17 protein-coding genes, 1 pseudogene and 1 CRISPR repeat array are annotated in these 19577 nt (G+C 50.0%); of the genes and pseudogenes, 2 read left to right on the top strand and 16 right to left on the bottom strand.

Going from position 1 to position 19577, the window contains the following annotated elements:
* Window positions 1–6 precede the first annotated feature (6 nt).
* Window positions 7–642 (top strand): pyridoxamine 5'-phosphate oxidase family protein, encoded by a 636-nt coding sequence (locus PAV_RS15325; protein WP_005547738.1) that lies wholly within the window; start codon window positions 7–9, stop codon window positions 640–642.
* Window positions 643–900: 258 nt separating this feature from the next.
* Here PAV_RS15325 and PAV_RS15320 read toward each other — a convergent pair whose 3' ends face one another.
* The 9 genes from PAV_RS15320 to hppD all read right to left on the bottom strand — a co-directional run bounded on the left by PAV_RS15320 (window position 901) and on the right by hppD (window position 10091).
* Window positions 901–2013 carry an NADH:flavin oxidoreductase gene (locus tag PAV_RS15320; protein ID WP_005547736.1) on the bottom strand — a complete coding sequence of 371 codons (1113 nt, stop codon included), beginning with the start codon at window positions 2011–2013 and terminating at the stop codon, window positions 901–903.
* A gap of 232 nt (window positions 2014–2245) precedes the next feature.
* On the bottom strand, window positions 2246–3424 hold the full coding sequence (locus tag PAV_RS15315) for an acetyl-CoA C-acetyltransferase (RefSeq protein WP_040735990.1): 1179 nt from the start codon (window positions 3422–3424) through the stop codon (window positions 2246–2248).
* A gap of 125 nt (window positions 3425–3549) precedes the next feature.
* Window positions 3550–4665, bottom strand: a complete 1116-nt coding sequence (gene hisC, locus PAV_RS15310) for a histidinol-phosphate transaminase (protein ID WP_005547732.1) — start codon at window positions 4663–4665, stop codon at window positions 3550–3552.
* 20 nt (window positions 4666–4685) lie between these two features.
* Window positions 4686–5360 (bottom strand): 3-oxoacid CoA-transferase subunit B, encoded by a 675-nt coding sequence (locus PAV_RS15305; RefSeq protein WP_005547730.1) that lies wholly within the window; start codon window positions 5358–5360, stop codon window positions 4686–4688.
* Entirely contained in the window at window positions 5357–6085 is a 729-nt protein-coding gene (locus tag PAV_RS15300; protein ID WP_005547729.1) for a CoA transferase subunit A, read from the bottom strand. Before PAV_RS15300 ends, PAV_RS15305 begins: the two co-directional genes overlap by 4 nt.
* Window positions 6086–6131: 46 nt before the next feature.
* A complete protein-coding gene (locus tag PAV_RS15295; RefSeq protein ID WP_005547727.1) occupies window positions 6132–7319 on the bottom strand; it encodes a homogentisate 1,2-dioxygenase in 1188 nt (395 codons plus the stop codon).
* Between the two features lie 56 nt (window positions 7320–7375).
* The gene (locus PAV_RS15290; protein WP_005547725.1) at window positions 7376–8311 is read right to left on the bottom strand and encodes a fumarylacetoacetate hydrolase family protein; all 936 of its coding nucleotides are present in this window, start codon (window positions 8309–8311) and stop codon (window positions 7376–7378) included.
* A gap of 25 nt (window positions 8312–8336) precedes the next feature.
* On the bottom strand, window positions 8337–8948 hold the full coding sequence (locus PAV_RS15285; protein WP_005547723.1) for a flavin reductase family protein: 612 nt from the start codon (window positions 8946–8948) through the stop codon (window positions 8337–8339).
* 30 nt (window positions 8949–8978) lie between these two features.
* Window positions 8979–10091 (bottom strand): 4-hydroxyphenylpyruvate dioxygenase, encoded by a 1113-nt coding sequence (gene hppD / locus PAV_RS15280; protein WP_005547721.1) that lies wholly within the window; start codon window positions 10089–10091, stop codon window positions 8979–8981.
* Between the two features lie 319 nt (window positions 10092–10410).
* Here hppD and PAV_RS15275 point away from each other — a divergent pair, with 319 nt between their 5' ends.
* Entirely contained in the window at window positions 10411–10704 is a 294-nt protein-coding gene (locus PAV_RS15275) for a YerC/YecD family TrpR-related protein (protein ID WP_005547719.1), read from the top strand.
* 213 nt (window positions 10705–10917) lie between these two features.
* On the opposite strand, the gene PAV_RS15270 is transcribed toward PAV_RS15275, so the two are convergent.
* The 7 genes and pseudogenes from PAV_RS15270 to cas2 all read right to left on the bottom strand — a co-directional run bounded on the left by PAV_RS15270 (window position 10918) and on the right by cas2 (window position 19575).
* The gene (locus PAV_RS15270; RefSeq protein WP_005547717.1) at window positions 10918–11382 is read right to left on the bottom strand and encodes a GNAT family N-acetyltransferase; all 465 of its coding nucleotides are present in this window, start codon (window positions 11380–11382) and stop codon (window positions 10918–10920) included.
* Between the two features lie 155 nt (window positions 11383–11537).
* Window positions 11538–13118 (bottom strand): phosphoenolpyruvate carboxykinase (ATP), encoded by a 1581-nt coding sequence (gene pckA / locus PAV_RS15265; protein WP_005547715.1) that lies wholly within the window; start codon window positions 13116–13118, stop codon window positions 11538–11540.
* A 332-nt stretch (window positions 13119–13450) separates the two neighbouring features.
* Window positions 13451–14215, bottom strand: a complete 765-nt coding sequence (locus tag PAV_RS15260; RefSeq protein ID WP_005547713.1) for a LamB/YcsF family protein — start codon at window positions 14213–14215, stop codon at window positions 13451–13453.
* Between the two features lie 15 nt (window positions 14216–14230).
* A pseudogene (locus PAV_RS15255) lies at window positions 14231–15207 on the bottom strand (5-oxoprolinase subunit C family protein).
* On the bottom strand, window positions 15192–15887 hold the full coding sequence (gene pxpB, locus PAV_RS15250; protein WP_005547706.1) for a 5-oxoprolinase subunit PxpB: 696 nt from the start codon (window positions 15885–15887) through the stop codon (window positions 15192–15194). The pseudogene PAV_RS15255 and the gene pxpB overlap by 16 nt, the downstream one beginning before the upstream one ends.
* A gap of 179 nt (window positions 15888–16066) precedes the next feature.
* Window positions 16067–16189, bottom strand: a complete 123-nt coding sequence (locus PAV_RS36905) for a hypothetical protein (protein WP_262866989.1) — start codon at window positions 16187–16189, stop codon at window positions 16067–16069.
* A 397-nt stretch (window positions 16190–16586) separates the two neighbouring features.
* Window positions 16587–19107: direct repeats of the CRISPR family, unit length 32 nt; unit sequence ATTTCAATCCACGCATCCGCGTAGGATGCGAC.
* Window positions 19108–19284: 177 nt separating this feature from the next.
* Window positions 19285–19575, bottom strand: coding sequence for a CRISPR-associated endonuclease Cas2 (gene cas2, locus PAV_RS15245; protein WP_005547704.1), 291 nt, complete (start codon window positions 19573–19575; stop codon window positions 19285–19287).
* Between the last annotated feature and the right edge of the window lie 2 nt (window positions 19576–19577).

Genomic DNA, 19577 nt, shown 5'->3' with positions numbered 1-19577 from the left:
TCGCAGATGCGAAGAAAAGAATTCGAAATGATGGATCATGCAGAAACCGAGGCGTTTTTGCAGGAGATGAGCTTTGGCGTTCTAGGAACCATAAATGGAGACGGCTGGCCAGAACTGACTCCTCTTAACTTCGTTTATCACAATGGTCATATTTATTTCCACGGCAGCGTAGCCGGACGAAAAATGAAAAACCTGAAGGCCGATCAACGGGTTACCTTTTCCGTAGCTAAGGAGTATGCCATTATTCCATCCTATTTCACGGAAGAAAAGCTGGCTTGCCCTGCAACTGCCTTTTTCAAGTCTGTGATTATAAAAGGTTTCGCAGAAATCGTTCCGGATCTAACAGAAAAGGCAGAGGCGCTGACTGCATTTATGCAAAAGCTTCAACCGGAAGGAGGCTATGCCCCAATTGATCCGGAGGATCCGGACTATACGGGTCAAATCAAAAGCACCTCCGTTGTCCGCATCAACGTTCAGGAGATGTCAGCTAAGTATAAGTTCGGGCAAAATGCGAAACAGCCTGCCTATGAAAAAATCTCTGATGGTCTGATTGAACGGAATCAAGGCTTGGACAAGGAAACCGTAGCCATGATGGAGGCCCTGTGCCCGCATCACCGAAAGAATGGCGACGATCTTGCTTAAGTTAGGACAAATAGCGGAAATTATATGATGTAGTCAGACACAAAAAATAAAGCCTATGTTGGTTTTTAAGTAAAATGGAAGTTGCCTCGACACCATTTGTACAGAATAAACCAACATGGGCTATTTACAGCTTTTCATTATTGAGAGTGCGGTAGCTGAATACCTTTATCTGCATCTACAAGTACAGGTAATTATAATAACGTCAATGTTGAGGAATGTTTCCAAGAACTCTTTCTTTAAGCGTAGTAAGCAAACGCATTAGAATAATACTCTTGACGCTTCCTTTGTAAAAGGAATTAACTCATCCACTCTTCCCTCGCGTATTTTTACAGCCCATTCAGGATCGACGAGCAAAGCCCGGCCTACCGCTACTAAATCAAACTCATCCAGTTCAAGTCTCTCAATCAACCCGTCAATGTTTACATTTTGGGCCCCTTTACCCTCCGCAAAGAAACTTAAAAATTCACTGTCTAGTCCCACAGAGCCTACAGTTATTACGGGTTTCCCTGTAATCTTCTTCGTCCATCCAGCCAAATTAAGAGAAGAGCCTTCGAATTCAGGTTCCCAAAAACGACGAGTCGAGCAATGAAATACATCTACCCCGGCATCTACCAACGGTGATAAAAATTGAGCCAACTCATCGGGCGTATAGGCCAACTTAGCCGTATAAGGTCTGCTTTTCCATTGAGAGAAACGGAATATGATCGGGAAGTCTGGGCCAACAGCATCTCTGCAAGCTTTCACAATCTCAACTGCAAAACGCGTCCGTTCCGCAATCCCGCCTCCATACTCATCTTGTCGACGGTTCGTTTGTTCCCAGAAAAATTGGTCGATAAGATAGCCATGGGCCCCATGGAGCTCAATACCGTCAAAACCAAGTCTTTGCGCATCTGCGGCACCCTGAGCAAATGCATCCACCACCATGTCGATTTCTTTCTTCGTCATCGGTTCGTTCACCTTCAAGCCATCAGCTGTTATGCCCGATGGCCCAATAGGCAAAGCCTCTGGATTCGGAGCTTGCCCGACTGCACGCTGGGTTCCGACATGCCATAGCTGTGGGATAATTTTTCCCCCTGCCTTATGTACCGACTGAACGATCCTAGACCATCCATCCAGCGCCTCTTCTCCATAAAATCTCGGTATGTTCGGGTGAGACGCTGCAGCGGGATGATTAATGACTGTCCCTTCCGTTATAATAAGCCCAACACCATTCTCTGCACGACGTCTGTAGTATGCTTCCACATTCTCCCCCGGAACACCCTCTGGAGAGAACATGCGCGTCATAGGCGCCATTACAATGCGATTGCTCAGCGTTAGTGAGCCAATCGAGAAAGGCTTAAACAATGCTTCAACCGACGGGGCTTGTTCCATGTTATTCCTCCTGATTTCAATTTGAAGTATACTGCCTCTTTAACATTATACAATAATTTACATTCAAGTGTAGCCATGACGAAGGCATTGTGTCCGCATCATCGGATACAAGATACGTCCGTATAAGCGTAAATCCTTCACGCCTCAATCCTTATGAAAACTTTCTTAATCGTCCTAACAAACGAAAGCACCTCCGACCCAATTAGAATCAGAGGTGCTTCCTATTTTTATGTTATACTTGCTCGACGACGACAGCGACGCCATGGCCGCCGCCGACACACAAGGCGGCGAGCCCGGTAGCTGCCTGCCTGCGCTTCATGGCATGCAGCAGCGTAACGAGGATGCGCGCTCCGCTAGCGCCAATTGGATGCCCAAGCGCAATGGCGCCGCCATTTACATTGACGATCGCTGGATCGATCCCGAGCTCACCGATGACGGCAATTGCTTGGGCGGCAAAAGCCTCATTTATTTCCGCCAGGTCAATATCCGCAAGCGACATCCCGGCCTTCTTAACCGCCACTTGTGAAGCCGATACGGGGCCCATGCCCATAATGGCTGGATCCACGCCGGTGCAGGCATAGCCGCGGATACGGGCCAGCACGGGCAGACCAAGCTGCTTCGCCATACGCCCGGAGCAGACAACTAACGCTGCCGCCCCATCGTTAATGCCAGAGGCATTTCCAGCTGTAACCGTGCCGTCCGGCTGGAAGGCAGGCTTAAGCCTGCCTAGGGCAGCAGCCGTCACATCAGGACGGAAATGCTCATCGGTTTCAATCGTCGCCAGCCCCTTCTTGGTCCGAATCTCCACCGGCACGATTTCAGCAGAGAACTCACTGCGCTCCCATGCCTCTCGAGCTCGCTGTTGACTTGTCAGGGCAAAGGCGTCCTGCTCTTCTCGCACAATTCCGTATTTCGCCGCAATATTTTCCGCAGTTTTTCCCATATGAATGTCGCATATCGAGCAGGTAAGTCCGTCTTTGAGGATGCTGTCTTCAACCACGCCATTTCCAAGCCGGTATCCCGTTCTTCCTTGCGCCAGCACATACGGCGCTAGCGACATATTTTCCATGCCGCCCGCAACAATGAGATCTGCATCGTCAGACTTGATGGCCTGCGCAGCCATTATGACCGCCTTCAAACCTGAACCGCATATTTTATTAATCGTAACGGCTGGCACCTCGCAGGGAAGCCCTGCCTTCATTGCGGCTAGACGTGCTGGCCCTTGGCCGCTGCCCGCCTGCAGCACATTGCCCATTATCACTTCGTGCACCGCTCCCGGCTGCACCCCGGCTCGCCCCAGTGCTTCTGCGATAACCCGCGCTCCCAGATCAACAGCCGGCACTTCGCTCAATCCGCCCATGAACGCGCCGATCGGCGTTCGCACAGCGCTTGCAATTACAACGTCCGACAGACCGTCACCCCCTTATCGCTATGCAAAGAATAATCGTGAATCATCATTGATTTTTTTGTATAACACTGCTCATCAAACTTCCCGTACGACCGTCATAGATAAGCATGCGATGCCATCCGATTCACTCATACCGGCTTGCAGGGGCCAAGTATATGCCGCAGCGCTTCGATGAACACTTGATTTTCCTGCTCTGTTCCTATGGATACACGAATCGTATCCGGATAGCCGAGCAAGCTGCCCGCGCGCACCACTACGCCACGCTCGAGCAAAGAGCGGAATACGTCGTCGCCGGAGCAATTCAGCTTCACCATCAGAAAATTAGCATGCGATGGATAACAGGACAGCCCCAACTGCTTCAATCCCGCAACCAGCTTTGTTCTCTCCGCCTCATTCCGCCGGGCGCAGTCTGCGGCGAACGCCGCATCGTCCAGCGAGGCGAGAGCCGCAGCTTGCGCCATCCGATTCGAGTTGAACGGCTCCTTTACCTTGAGCAGCTCCTGCACGATGCTCGGATGCATCATACCGTAGCCTGCGCGCAGCGCAGCCAAGCCGTAAATCTTGGAGAACGTGCGCAGAATGACCAAATTCGGATAGCTGGCAAGCATAGGCACGGTCTGCAAGTAGTCGGGGTCTGACACGTATTCATAATAGGCCTCGTCGATGACCAGCAAAATATGGCGCGGTACCTGCTCGATGAAGGCAAGCAGGTCGCTGCGTCCTACAATCGTCCCGGTCGGATTGTTCGGGTTGCATACAAAGATCATCTTCGTCCTGCTGCTGATCGCCTTCAGCATCCCGTCCAGATCATGAACGCCCTCAATGAGCGGCACCATAACAGGTACGCCGCCCTCGATACGAACGTTCGTCTCGTAACGTGAGAACGTCACATCGGCCATAATCGCCTCGTCCCCAGCGGCGATATAACTCCGCGTCAATAATCGGATGATTTCATCCGAACCATTGCCGACAATAAAATATTCTGGCTCCACGCCAAGATGGGCTGACAGCTTCACAGCCAATTCGGGAGCGGTGCCTTCCGGATACAGGGCACACTTCTCCATTTCACGTACGACAGCTTGGGCGGCCAGTTCCGAACAGCCGTACGGATTCTCGTTAGACGCAAGCTTGATGATATCCGTAAGGCCGAACTCCCTTTTTACCTCTTCAATTGGTTTTCCCGGTACGTACACGCCCAACGGTTCGATTTCTTTTCTCGTTGGGATCTTGACAGACACTTGCATACACGACCCTCCTAAGCCCTTTACTCCGATGCCCGAGGCGCTGCGTTCTCCGCGTTCAACACAGGACTTACCCGGAATGGCGCCTCGGTTTTGTGCCGAATCTCTTCTACGTCAACTCCCTGCTGTGTCTCGATCAAGACCATGCCTTCTTCGGTAAAATCAAACACGGCCAAATCGGTAATTAACCGGTTGACGACTCGTTTGCCCGTCAGCGGCAAGCTGCACTCGCGTTTGATTTTAGATTCGCCATGCTTATTCACATGCTCCATAATGACAACGATGCGCCGGGCGCCGTTCACCAAATCCATGGCGCCTCCCATGCCTTTAATCATTTTGCCGGGAATCATCCAATTCGCTAAATCGCCCTGCTCCGAAACTTCCATTCCACCCAGAATGGCGAGGTCGATATGACCGCCGCGGATCATGGCGAACGATTCGGCACTGTCGAAGTAGGATGCCCCCTCCACTGCGCTTACCGTCTCCTTGCCTGCGTTAATCAGATCCGGATCCTCGCTCCCTTCAAATGGGTACGGCCCGATGCCGAGCAGGCCGTTCTCCGAATGGAGCATCACATCGAACTCTGGCGGAATGATGCCTGCAATGAGGGTCGGCATGCCGATGCCGAGATTGACTGTCATCCCGTCCGCAATCTCTAACACGGCTCGCCGGACGATGGTCTTACGCGCGTCACTCATGCGTATCCCTCCGTTCTTTGCTGCGCCGCCGACTGGACAACGCGCCGTTCCACCCGCTTTTCGTATCCAGTTCCGTGGAGTATTCGCTGTACATAAATACCGGGCGTATGAATATGATTCGGATCCAATTGTCCCGGCTCTACCAGTTCCTCCACCTCGGCAATCGTAATTTTGCCCGCTGCCGCTGCCAGCGGATTGAAATTTCTTGCTGTCTTCCTGTATACAAGGTTGCCGAGCGTATCACCCTTCCACGCCTTCACGAACGCAACATCGCCGACAATCGCTTCTTCCATCATGTATGTGCGGCCATGGAACTGTTTATGTTCCTTGCCTTCTGCTATCGGCGTACCGACGCCGGTCGCCGTATAGAAGGCTGGGATGCCAGCTCCGCCTGCACGAATACGCTCAGCTAGCGTGCCCTGCGGAACGAGCTCCACCTCCAGCTCACCATTCAAAAGCTGACGTTCGAATATTTTGTTCTCCCCGACATATGAGGCTATCATCTTCTTGATTTGGCGGTTCGCAAGCAGGAGACCGAGTCCCCAGTCGTCCACGCCGCAATTATTGCTGACGACGGTCAAATTTTTCACACCGCTGTCTCTCAGCGCCGCAATAGCCAGCTCGGGGATCCCACATAGGCCGAATCCACCCACGATCAAGGTAGCACCGTCCTGAATTCCCTCTATCGCCTCAGCGGCGGAATGCACGACTTTCCTATCCTTCATGCCATGCGCTCCTTTCATCAGCGTTTCTTGCACTACATACACGCGCTTACACGGTTCGCGACGCTTCTGGCGAACCCACGCACCAGCTATACATGTATTGAGTATCCTCGTAGGATAGTGCTTGCTTGACAACGCGTAACGGACGGAACGTGTCGATCATGACCGCAAGCTCTGTCGTTTCCTTTTTGCCGATGCTGTCTTCGATCTTGCCGGGATGCGGGCCATGCGGGATGCCTGACGGATGCAAGGTAATCGAACCTTCCTTCACTCCCTTGCGGCTCATGAAGTTGCCTCTGACATAATAGAGCACCTCGTCGCTGTCTACATTGCTGTGGAAATATGGGGCAGGAATTCCCTCGGGATGATAATCGTATAATCGGGGCACGAAGGAGCAGATGACAAAGTTATTCCCCTCAAAGGTCTGGTGAATCGGCGGCGGCATATGAATACGGCCCGTAATCGGCTCGAAATCGGCAATATTGAAAATCCACGGATACAAATAACCATCCCATCCTACAACATCAAAAGGATGATGGTTGAATATATGCAGATGGATATATCCCCTAGACTTCGTTCTTACTTCGAATTCACCAAGCTCAGCATAAGTCTCCAGCTTATCTGGACCACGGAAATCCCGTTCACAGAACGGACTATGCTCCAAAAGCTGGCCATGCGGGTTGCGATAACGCTTCGGCGTCGTTATCCAATTGTTCGTCTCCACGACCAGGAGCTTCGTACGCCCACGCCCCGGCTCCGGCATGACGCGGTAGATCGTGCCGATCGGTATGTTAATATAATCCCCTGGCCGGTAATGGAGAGTGCCATACATCGTCTCTACAGAGCCCTCCCCTTCATGCACGAACAACAGCTCGTCCCCATCTCCGTTCCGGTAGAAATAATCCATCGGCCGATCAACGTTCGCAGTCGCGATAAGCAGATCCTCATTGCCTAGCATATAGCGTCTGCCAGCGACGGCGTCGTCCGTTTCCATGCAATCGCCGGTCAATAGATGACGGTGGCGAAGCGCTCCCGGCTCTTCGAACTCAATATCGAAGGCGGCATATACTTCCGCCTTGCTGACAGCCGTCGGCGGATAATGGTGATACAAGATAGACTGAATGCCGGAGAACCCTTTAGTACCCATCACTTGCTCACGGTACAGGGTGCCGTCCGGCTTGCGGAACATCGTATGCCTTTTGTCAGGAATGTCTCCCATGCGGCGATAATAGGCCATGACACGAATCCTCCTCTTCCCAATTCAATACCTGCAAAGCGGCTCCTTCGGCCATTTCAACCGATGGTGTTGCGCAGTAGGCCAAGCCCTGTAACCTCCAATTCAACGATATCGCCGGGCTCCAGCCAGCGATGCACCTCCGGCCCCAGTTCGAGAAGGCAGCCGGTTCCGACCGTGCCCGATCCGATAATATCGCCGGGATACAGTGTGGCGTCCGCTGAAGCCCGCGCGATCATATCCCCGAACGTATAGTGGAGGTCACGCATATTGCCGCGCGACAACTCGGCGCCATTAACGCGAGCCGTCATTGCCAAGTCATGGCGCGCGCCTACGCGATACCGCTCCAGTTCGTCCTTAGTAATCAGACATGGGCCGAGCGAGGTGGCAAAATCCTTGCCCTTGGCCGGGCCAAGGCCGACCTTCACTTCTTCCCGCTGAATATCACGCGCGCTCCAATCGTTCATAATGCAATAGCCGAATATATAGGAATCAGCTTCTTCGGCAGTAATATCGCGTCCTTCCTTGCCGATGACGCAGGCCACCTCCAACTCGTAATCCAGAGCGGAGGTGGCGGAAGGTCTGCGGATAAGCGCGTCCGGGCCGACTATGGCCTGATGGTTGCTGAAATAGAACACCGGGAACTGGTACCATTCCGGAATGATATCGAGCCCCCTTCTCCGCCTAGCCCCGATCACATGCGCTTCGAAGGCATAGAAATCACGGAGGCTCGGCGGCTTCGGAAGCGGAGCGAGCAGAGCGACAGCGGATGCCGGATAGACGCCCTTATGCGCGAGCATCGTTTCCGCATTAGAGCCAAGGCATCTGTCGATTCTCCCTGCCTCCTCCATATAGTCCTCATGTCGGCGTACCAATTCCAGCAATTCGCTCGGCAGGTGCCCGTCACTGACCTCATGCATGTCGACGATGCAGCCTTCCCGCAGCCAACCGGAACGCGGCGCGCCCGTTCCGGTGTCAAATGTCACGAACTTCATAGAACCTCCCGCTTTCCGTACGCCGTTATTTTTTTCGCTCCAGCATGAAGGTGTCAGCAGCGGCACGGGTGTAAACTTGGCCGGCCATGCGTCCGATCGGGAGCAGCTTCTCCATGTTGATTTTGCCGTCTGCATACAACTCGTCGTTTATATGCATCAGCACAACCTTGCCGATAACAAGGCTGCCAGCGCCCGGCTGATCGCCGAAATGGAGAATATCATGAACCACGCACTCCAAATGAATGCCGCTTTCCTTCACCCGGTAAGGGCGAATGACTTCGCTCGGGATTGGAGTCAAGCCCGCAGCCTGGAACTCATCCACCTCGGGATCGAATTCGACGGCCGTTTCATTCATCGGTTCGACGATCTGTTCTCCAACAATATTGACCACGAATTCGCCGGTCGCTTCAATATTGACAAGGGTGTCCTTCTTGCACCCGTCCGTCCCTCGGCGCATTGGGGCAAAGCAGATCAAGAGCGGCTCCGCGCATATTGCCGTGAAAAAGCTGAACGGCGCCAGATTCGCCGTTCCGTTCAGATCGATCGTGGACACAAAAGCAATTGGACGCGGCAGGATGGAGCCTATCATCAGTTTGTAAGCGTCTCTCCAGTGCAGCTCATGCGGTGTAATATCCATGCGGCTTCTACTCCTTCCTGCGGCGCTGGACTACAAGTTGCCGCGGCGTTCTTGCTCCCGTTCAATCGATTCGAACAAGGCCTTGAAATTGCCTTCGCCGAAGCCAATAGCTCCTTTTCGTTGAATGATTTCGAAAAACAACGTTGGTCTATCTACAAGCGGCTTCGTGAAGATTTGCAGCAAATATCCCTCATCATCGCGATCGACCAAAATTTTTAATTCCTGAAGCTTGGCAATATCTTCATCAATGCTTCCAACCCGGTCCGTCAGCATTTCGTAATAGGAATCCGGCGTACTTAGGAACTCGACACCGTTTTCGCGAAGCGCCGTCACGGTTGCAACAATATCGTTTGTCAGCAGAGCCAAATGCTGCACGCCCGGTCCTTTATAATATTCCAGATACTCCTGAATCTGCGATTTGCGCTTGGCAGTCGCCGGCTCGTTAATCGGGAATTTAATTCTGCCCCCATTATGCATCACTTTGGACATCAAGGCCGAATATTCCGTACTAATATCCTTGTCGTCGAAATGAATCATTTGCTTGAAGCCCATCACGTTTTCATAGTAAGCTACCCATTCTTCCATTTGTTCCACGTTGCCGACGACATGATCGATGCCGATCAGTCCGGCAGATTGATGCGGAAGAGTGTCTTCGATCGATTTGTAGCCCGGCAGGAACAATCCTTCGTAATTATCCCGCTCGATCAGCGTATGAATCGTATCGCCATATGTGCCGATGATTGCCTTTTTGACCTTACCGTGCTCATCCGAATATTCGGCCGGCTCCATAATGGCGATTCCGCCGCGTGAGACCGCATCCTTGTAAGCCTTTTCAACATTACTAACCCGCAATGCAACATCCTTGACCCCGTCCCCGTGCAATTTGACGAACTCGGCAATCGGATGGTCATCAGAGAGAGCGCCGGAGAGAACGAACCGAATTTTATTTTGTTCAAGAACATACGATACTTGCTCCCGGTTGCCGGTTTCCAGCCCAGAGTAGGCAATAGGGCGGAATCCGTACCCTTTGACGAAATAGTGCATCGCTTGCTTCGCGTTCCCTGTATAAATTTCAATGTAGTCGATTTCTTGGATCGGGAAAATCTCTTTCTCCGTTATTTCGAAAATCGCTTGTCTTTTCATTCCAACATCCTCCTACACTCGCATTGATTGCTTCCACTGAGAGTATAAGACGGATGCCAATATATAGCAAAAACGTACTAAACCGCGCTTATGCTCCAACGCACGGTGGATGAACCGCGGCTGCACTGGCACGCACAACTTCAGCATAAAAGAACTGCATAAACGCACTATCGTAGTGAAGCAGCAGCGAGTGAAGCAATCTGAATTGAATTTGTGAATTTTTTTCGAACAAACAGGAGGAAATAGAAGGCCCCTTGTCAAAAAGTAAATGGAAGGCGCATTCATGGTATTCATTTCGGAATGGAGTTGATAGGACGATATGTGTGCCAAGCGTTCCGGCGACCCGGCAATTGAGCAATTGCTGGAGGCCATCATCAAGCTGCAAAGCATCGAGGAATGTTATGATTTTTTCGAAGATTTGACGACACCTAAGGAATTGCAGGCGCTGTCCCAACGGCTGGAAGTTGCCAAAATGCTGTTGAACGGCAGCACGTACATGGAAATCGAAGCGGAAACCGGCGCAAGCACAGCCATTATTTCGCGCGTCAAGCGAACCCTGCACTTTGGCAACGGAAGCTATCGACTCATGCTTGGCAGATTGGATCAGCAGTAGCAGCAATAACGGAAATCAAATATGCATCACTCCATTTTCTGCATAACACAAACAGAGGCCAATGATTAGATGGCCTCTGTCCATTTTCTATAATAAAGATTTCTAAACAGTGAAGTGCACGCGAAATGATATTATTTCTTAAGAAAATCGAAGCTATCTTTTTACCCTAGCAGACCTTTAGATAGCTTCGATTTAGATATACTATTTTTTCAACTATGCAGTGCCATCACTAGACTGTTCATACACCAAATTATAAAACCCATCTTCATCCGCTTCCTCTTCCTTACTCAAATAACCAAGAGACTTGAAGCAAGCCAGACATGGCATATTATCTTCTTCGATGCCTGCTACCCATGTCTTTACAGATTCCATTTCCGGGAGCGCCATCACTTCGCGCACCATCGCTTTGCCGATTCCTTGGGAGCGAAGAGCCGGCTCCGTCATGAGTCCAATATATGCCGTTCCATCCTCCAATTCGACAAAGATGGCTCCGACAGGCTGCTCCCCGCGATAAGCCATCCATGCAAAGTACATGACATTGTCCGTCATGTAATCGAACCATTCCTGTAATGGAAGCATCCCGTCCATGCGTTCGCGCACTTCCGAATCTTCAAACCATGCCTCCAGAATCGGCAAATGGCTGTGGTTAAAAACATCCAATCGTTCAATTGACGCCATCAAGACTACACCTCACTTCATTCCCATTTTAGACAATTTCAATCCTTTTCCATCATAATGAAATGCTTTTCTATAAATTATTCTTCGCGCCAAATGAAACGAGGCCGCCTCTGCGTTATATTCATAACACAAGGGCAGCCCCTTCTCACTTATAACTATAGACGCGGGCCGGCAAGCTTGATTGATTCCGCTACATCGCTGAATTTTTCGAAATTGTGAGCAAAAATCTGCGCCAACTGCTTCGCCTTACGATCATAGGCCGATTTATCCGCCCACATATTTCTCGGATCGAGCAGTTCATGGGGAATGAATGGCACCGCATCAGGGGTAAGCATGCCGAATATAGGATGAGGAATGAAGGACGCCTTCTCGATACTTCCATTTATAATCGCCTTGACCATCGCTCGTGTGTGCGACAGATTTATCCGCTCGCCTATCCCATAGGGACCGCCGCTCCATCCTGTATTGACCAAATAAACCTTTACACCGTATTTCGTGATCTTGTCGCCGAGCATCTCTGCGTACACATCCGGTCTCAATGGAAGGAACGGCCCCCCAAAGCACGCCGAGAATGTCGCTTCCGGCTCGGCTACGCCGCGTTCCGTACCCGCCAGCTTAGACGTATATCCGGACAGGAAGTGATACATTGCCTGCTCCTTCGTCAGCTTGGATACTGGAGGCAGCACACCAAAAGCATCTGCGGTCAAAAAGATAATGACATTCGGATGGCCTGCAGTACCGGGGATGATCGAATCTTGAATATAATCAATCGGATAAGCTGCCCGCGTATTCTCCGTCAGTGCATTACTATGGTAGTCAGCCACACCAGTTACGGCATCAATCCACACGTTTTCCAGAACAGAGCCGAACCGAATCGCATTCCAGATTTGCGGCTCTTTCTCCTGCGACAGTCCAATGCATTTCGCATAGCAGCCGCCTTCGAAATTGAATACACCCGCATCGGACCAGCCATGCTCATCATCGCCGATGAGGCGGCGTTCCGGGTCAGCCGACAATGTCGTCTTGCCTGTTCCCGATAATCCAAAAAACAGCGCCGTATCTCCATCCTCACCTACATTCGCCGAACAGTGCATCGGCATGACGCCGCGGAAGGGCAGCAAATAGTTTAAAACGCTGAAAATCGACTTCTTTATCTCGCCCGCGTAATGAGTACCGCCGATAAGCACAGTCTTTCTTTCGAAGGAAATGGCAATGAACGTCTCGGAATTCGTTCCGTCGACAGCCGGATCCGCCTTCATGCCTGGCATTGTAATCACAGTAAATTCAGGTTCATGCGTTAACAACTCATTCGTTGTTGGACGTATAAACAATTGCTGAACGAATAAATTTTGCCACGCGTATTCATTAATGAAGCGAACAGGCAAGCGATAAGCCAGGTCTGCCCCTGCATATCCATCGAACACAAAGAGCTTGCGGCTCTTCATGTAATTGATCGTTTTGTTATACAGCGAGTCGAATTGCTCTGAGGTGATAGCCTGATTCACCTCTCCCCAAGCGACATGGTCAGCCGTGCCCGACTCTCTGACGATGAACTTATCCTTCGGGGAACGCCCCGTATATTTGCCTGTTGTGACTTGCAAAGCGCCTGTCGAAGTTAAATGGCCTTCTCCATTGCGGAGAGCAGACTCCACAAGTTTGGCAACAGCCACGTTTCTTTGAGATTCATCTACATACAGACCAGCCAATTGAGTACTTTCCTTATTTTTCGCGATCACGGTTATCCTCCCTATTCCACTGTTACCGAGTTCTTGTTCTATCCCGACTCCAAACAACAAGAAAATGTATATTTTATCCTTTTCAATTAATGTATAATATAAATAAATAATACGCAATATATAAAAACATATTGACTGAATCTAATTATTTATTACGTCATTTTGAAAATGTTTTCACAAAATCGACAAATAAAAAAGGTGTCAATGCTTTTCTAAGAGATGAACTCTCTAAAAGAGAAGCATAAACACCTTTTTCCCATTTAAGGCCAATTCGCCTGTCTCCTATAACACTATCTCTTCTAGAGTACAAGATAGATAAATTGAATAAACTCCTACTTTGCTAAAACGGATTGCATAACAATCCCTTCCCCACTCAATCGCTGCCGCAAGCTTTGGGCAAAAGCGAACGCGTGCGCACCGTCGCCATGAATGCATACTGTATCGGCTTGTATCGCCACATCAATACCCTGAACAGCGTAGACAACCCCTTCTTTTACCATGCGAATGACCTGCTGAACCGCTTCCTCGGTATCTGTAATCAGCGCATTGGCTTCCCGACGCGGCGTCAATGAACTGTCCCTTTGGTACGTCCGGTCTGCGAATACTTCATGCGCACAACGGAGTCCAACGGCTTGTCTAGCCTTTATGAGTTCACTACCCGACAGCCCGAACAACACCAGCTCTGGATTCAAATCATGGACAGCCCGGGCAATCGCCTCTGCCAGCGCATAGTCGCTTGCAGCCATATTGTACAACGCACCATGCGGCTTCACATGCTGCATCTGTCCACCGGTCGCCGTAACAAATCCGTACAGTGCCCCGACCTGATAGACAACCATATCATAAGCTTCCTCAGGAGTAATATCGAGGTTTCGCCTTCCGAATCCAGCTAGATCAGGCAGTCCTGGGTGGGCCCCAATCGCTACCCCGCGCTCAAGTGCTGCCGTTACAGTCCGCTTCATGACGGTTGGATCGCCGGCATGGAAACCGCAAGCAATATTCACGGACGTCACGAACGGCAATATGGCCTCATCTGAGCCAAGCCGATATGCGCCAAAGCTCTCTCCCATATCGCAGTTTATATCGATTCGATGCATAATACCTCTCTCCTCCTAACGCATCCGCAGGGACAGCCCCTGCCGGAATTGGGCAATTTCTTGTTCCCGCTTCACATACAATTCTTGCGCTTCTTCTTGTGTTACCTCTGTAAATCGAATGCACCCGCCTGGTCTCACTTGGGCGATAAGCGGCAAATCCACACTAATTACATGAGCGATTCGAGGATATCCGCCGACCGTTTGCCGATCCGCCAACAACACGATCGGATTGCCTTCCGGCGGTATTTGAATCGTGCCCATGCTAACGGCAGACGATATCATTTCAACAGGTGCTGCCACAGCAAGCGGCACATCTGCGAGCCGATAGCCCATCCGATCCGACTGTGTCGTGACACGGAACGGTTCCGTCCATAAACGCTGCTTGCTCTCTGCAATGAATTTGTCAAACTCAGGACCACGGACGACGCGAATCACCGGATTCTCTTGGTATGCAGGCCGAATCGAATGACCTGCCCCCCACGGCATGACGACTGTTTTATCGGAGCATGTTTTGAACCATTCCACAGATTCACCTGTTTCCAGCACATCTCCAGCCTCAAGCGCTCGACCATGCACTCCGCCTATTCCTGCCCGCAAATAAGTGCTGCTGCTCCCCATTGCCTTCGGAACGGCAATCCCGCCGCTTATTGCCAGATAGGCTCTACAGCCCGATAAGACTCGCCCGAAATTCAGTGTGCTTCCCGCAGGAACATACACGGGGCGCCAGAGCGGAATGGCCATTCCATCAATGCTAGGAGACAGGTCGCCTCCCGCTAAAGCGATCACGGCTCCCTTTCAAATTCAAGCTGTGGCCCAAGCAGCGTTATCTCCAAAGCCGCCTCGCCCTCTTCATTGCCTGCCAGCAAGTTCGCCATCCTTAGTGCCGCCGCATCCATTGCACCGCTTATAAGTACGCCATACTTTTGCAACCCAAAACGGCCGAGATCCTGAACCGTCGTCAACATGCCCGCCGCTTTTACCCGGATATACATGTCCCGTGCCCCTCCCATTTCTTGTATTCCTCTTCTGTAATCGGCAAAAAGCGTACACTATCCCCTGTCCTAAGCAAGGTTGGAGGATTCATGTCTGGACGAAATAGCGGCACTGGCGTGCGTCCGATCAATTGCCAGCCGCCAGGCGTAACGATTGGATACACTCCTGTTTGCATACCGGCAATCCCGACCGTTCCCGATGGAATCGCAAGCCTTGGTGTGGAGCGCCTTGGTGTGGAAATCCGCTCCGACATGCCGCCCAAAAACGGAAATCCTGGCGCAAATCCAAGCAAATAAACAACATATTCACCGCTGCTGTGAATACGAACAACTTCATCCAGTGATAGCTCGTTATGCGAAGCGACCTCCTCCAAATCGGGTCCAAAGCTCCCGCCGTAACATACCGGAATGTCAACAGTTCGAACATTGCCTTCAAGCTTCATTTGTAACGATTGGGCTGCGGCGCTTTCTAACGCTTTTTGTGCCTCTGAATACCGCAGTAATACCGGATTATAAAATACCGTAACAGTCGTAAAAGCGGGAACATATTCAATCATTCCATACATCGGATGCTCATCAAGGTAAAGCGACAACAACCGAACTTGATCATGAGTGTCCGATCCGATGACGGTACCAAATTCAACGACGATCGCTGTATCTCCAAGCGGAAAAAATCTCATGCAGTTCCCCCTTACGATAGCCCATGATAGCATGTTGACAGTCTATGGTCATGAATCCCCATATACATGCCTCCAACGTTTTAACTGCTCTTTGAATTTCTCACTTACTGAAAACGGATCGAATATCTCCGCTGAAGATCCATACTGCGAGATCCATTTCAGAAAGCTCTGCTCATGATTCAGGTTGCTTCGAACAGCAGGCTGCCGTCAGGCAAGTCATCCATCTTCGACTGAGTGGGGATAATCGATGAGTTGGTGAACCATATGTTTCCCCAATGTACGATTTCATTAGCAGTCAGCACATAGCTTCTTCGTTCATAAGAGAAATGAACGCTATTAAAGATATAACATATTGCTTTGCCCCATTTCAAAATGAGGTATGCCGCTACTATATATCTAACCTATGTCCATTGGGGAATCCCCAACAGATGAATGGCAAGCGGGACAATGATTATCCCAGTCCTTTTAAGTGTTGAAATAAAACAGTAAATATGCTAATAGGGGATAACATTAGGATGAAGCCGCAGCTCAAGAATTGTCGAGTCCATACTACTTTTTCACCTCTATACGATAGAATACCTCTATTATAGAAGCACCAAGTGACAAACTTTGTCAGCGAATATACGTTCTAGTATTCCGTCACGCATCCGCGTAGGATGCGACGACAAAAACGACTGATAACCTTCCCGCTGTTAGACAATTTCAATCCACGAATCCGCGTAGGATGCAACTCAGTAGGCTGACTATCCTACTTCTAACCTCATCTGATTTCAATCCACGCATCCGCGTAGGATACGACTTGCGTTGGATAACAGTTCCCTTGCGCGTCCATAAATATTTCAATCCACGCATCCGCGTAGGATGCGACGGCAGTTGATACTTTTCAGCCCCGTTATTGTAGCTATTTCAATCCACGCATCCGCGTAGGATGCGACGATACGGGACAACGTATAGAAATCACCACCATTGAATTTCAATCCACGCATCCGCGTAGGATGCGACTGCAACCAACCCGTCTATAATCGGTTTTACGAAATTATTTCAATCCACGCATCCGCGTAGGATGCGACGACGTAGCCCGTTTCAGTTTGGTTCCTTGTTCTCGAAATTTCAATCCACGCATCCGCGTAGGATGCGACAAAACGATTTCATTTGCTTCGCCATGTATTCGAATATTTCAATCCACGCATCCGCGTAGGATGCGACCGTATTGCTCTTCGACTGACTGTCTGATCCGCGATTTCAATCCACGCATCCGCGTAGGATGCGACGACTAGCGCCGCTGCTGCTTCCTTTCCCTACTTTAATATTTCAATCCACGCATCCGCGTAGGATGCGACTGCGGAGTCTCGGACATTTGGAAGACCATTCCGAATTTCAATCCACGCATCCGCGTAGGATGCGACCACTTGCCGTCCTTGTTGTTCTTTGCTTTGTCGGTATTTCAATCCACGCATCCGCGTAGGATGCGACATAGAGTGTATTTCTCCGAGGCTGAATATACGACACTATTTCAATCCACGCATCCGCGTAGGATGCGACAAAGTTCTAACCATGTTGTTTTTGCGAAGTCATCATTTCAATCCACGCATCCGCGTAGGATGCGACCGTGCACTCCGGTAAAGCTTACTTGGATGGCAAAATTTCAATCCACGCATCCGCGTAGGATGCGACTATTGTTGTTGTTTTGTTTCTCGACCTCAAATATAATTTCAATCCACGCATCCGCGTAGGATGCGACCCACATCGCCACCTGCGATAATAAGGCCCTCGGAATTTCAATCCACGCATCCGCGTAGGATGCGACTCCCCCGATTTTCGACAGCTGCATAGCCGTATTGTAGTTATTTCAATCCACGCATCCGCGTAGGATGCGACTTCGTCAATCTCTTCTGTCGTAATCAACGTTGTATTTCAATCCACGCATCCGCGTAGGATGCGACGATTTCAGCCTCTTCCTGCGTTTGGACGACTACCAATTTCAATCCACGCATCCGCGTAGGATGCGACGTGGCCGTCGATCCGAAAGGTTTTGACGGTTTGAAATTTCAATCCACGCATCCGCGTAGGATGCGACTTAGTTGGCCGTTAAGCCAGGGCGCGAGTTCGTTCGATTTCAATCCACGCATCCGCGTAGGATGCGACTGACGGATGGCGATGACTCTACATATGGATGGATATTTCAATCCACGCATCCGCGTAGGATGCGACGCATTCATGGGGGTTGTCCTTATCTCTCCAGTGGTATTTCAATCCACGCATCCGCGTAGGATGCGACTTTTTAAATATGCGGAGTGGCGAAAAATCTCTGAAATTTCAATCCACGCATCCGCGTAGGATGCGACGATGATACAAATGAAAAATGATCGTTGTATTTTATGTATTTCAATCCACGCATCCGCGTAGGATGCGACCAAAGTTATACTAAACCTAATGGTTCGGACAAAAAGGATTTCAATCCACGCATCCGCGTAGGATGCGACTTGGGAAGATAAATGACACCACTCCTCCAGCAATTGTATTTCAATCCACGCATCCGCGTAGGATGCGACATTAAGTTGAGTTTGGATAAGTAAAACATGCCTACTTATTTCAATCCACGCATCCGCGTAGGATGCGACATAGATCGTCTGTATCGTTCCAGAGCGTTATCGTATTTCAATCCACGCATCCGCGTAGGATGCGACCTTCTTCAAAATTCGCCGATCCGGTTGTACCAAAGATTTCAATCCACGCATCCGCGTAGGATGCGACTTTGCATTCATGGGGGTTGTCCTTATCTCTCCAGTAGTATTTCAATCCACGCATCCGCGTAGGATGCGACTGCATGATTGTGCCCGTCTCTGGACTGGATGGAGAATTTCAATCCACGCATCCGCGTAGGATGCGACTGATATTCGTGCATCCTCTTATACCTTGTATCGATTTCAATCCACGCATCCGCGTAGGATGCGACGGGTTTTATGACAAAAGCAATAATTAGTGCTGTATTTCAATCCACGCATCCGCGTAGGATGCGACGTGTTAAATGCGATTTTGGCGAAGCTGGAACAGATATTTCAATCCACGCATCCGCGTAGGATGCGACTTACTACGTATGGGCTTACACCGTCCACACCATATTTCAATCCACGCATCCGCGTAGGATGCGACTTAAAAAATTGAGTCCAAATACGACTTATAAATTTATTTCAATCCACGCATCCGCGTAGGATGCGACAGCGATTATTGACTAAAACAATCAAAATGTCTAAATATAATGATTTATTCAATCAAAAATCGCGATTTTAAATAAAAAACAACTGAGAACCATACATTGACATCATGGAACTGGTATAAAAATGGCAAAAAGCAGGTGCGAATGTCCCAGAGAAATCATGTGCACTTCACATTCGCACTAGAAAATCAATGACCCATCCAAATCAATCGATTCCTTCACGCCGATATGCTCAACCTTGTTCTTATAGTTGTTACCTAACTGATAGAATCGAAGACTGTCTTCCTTCTGATCAATGATATCCGCGAGCTGTATCTTGAGAGCAGCGAATTGAGCGGCATCTACATTACATTCGAACACCGAATGCTGCACACGCTGACCATAATTCTGGCACGTCTTCGACACCTTGCGCAACCGTCTCTGTCCATCGCTACTCGTAGTGCTGACATCATACGTAATTAACACCAACAATC

The organism is Paenibacillus alvei DSM 29 (genome assembly GCF_000293805.1).
GTDB classification, from domain to species: domain Bacteria; phylum Bacillota; class Bacilli; order Paenibacillales; family Paenibacillaceae; genus Paenibacillus_B; species Paenibacillus_B alvei.
The sequence above is the reverse complement of the archived record's forward strand: the minus strand, read 5'-3'. Positions and strand labels throughout refer to the sequence as shown.

Coding starts and splice junctions, on each gene's coding strand:
- PAV_RS15295 (WP_005547727.1), bottom strand. CDS start 7,319: ATGGCCTATTATCGCCGCATGGGAGACATTCCTGACAAAAGGCATACG.
- PAV_RS15325 (WP_005547738.1), top strand. CDS start 7: ATGCGAAGAAAAGAATTCGAAATGATGGATCATGCAGAAACCGAGGCG.
- PAV_RS15260 (WP_005547713.1), bottom strand. CDS start 14,215: ATGCATCGAATCGATATAAACTGCGATATGGGAGAGAGCTTTGGCGCA.
- hisC (WP_005547732.1), bottom strand. CDS start 4,665: ATGCAAGTGTCTGTCAAGATCCCAACGAGAAAAGAAATCGAACCGTTG.
- pxpB (WP_005547706.1), bottom strand. CDS start 15,887: ATGAGATTTTTTCCGCTTGGAGATACAGCGATCGTCGTTGAATTTGGT.
- PAV_RS15300 (WP_005547729.1), bottom strand. CDS start 6,085: ATGAAGGATAGGAAAGTCGTGCATTCCGCCGCTGAGGCGATAGAGGGA.
- PAV_RS15320 (WP_005547736.1), bottom strand. CDS start 2,013: ATGGAACAAGCCCCGTCGGTTGAAGCATTGTTTAAGCCTTTCTCGATT.
- PAV_RS15275 (WP_005547719.1), top strand. CDS start 10,411: ATGTGTGCCAAGCGTTCCGGCGACCCGGCAATTGAGCAATTGCTGGAG.
- PAV_RS15270 (WP_005547717.1), bottom strand. CDS start 11,382: ATGGCGTCAATTGAACGATTGGATGTTTTTAACCACAGCCATTTGCCG.
- PAV_RS15290 (WP_005547725.1), bottom strand. CDS start 8,311: ATGAAGTTCGTGACATTTGACACCGGAACGGGCGCGCCGCGTTCCGGT.
- hppD (WP_005547721.1), bottom strand. CDS start 10,091: ATGAAAAGACAAGCGATTTTCGAAATAACGGAGAAAGAGATTTTCCCG.
- PAV_RS15285 (WP_005547723.1), bottom strand. CDS start 8,948: ATGGATATTACACCGCATGAGCTGCACTGGAGAGACGCTTACAAACTG.
- PAV_RS15305 (WP_005547730.1), bottom strand. CDS start 5,360: ATGAGTGACGCGCGTAAGACCATCGTCCGGCGAGCCGTGTTAGAGATT.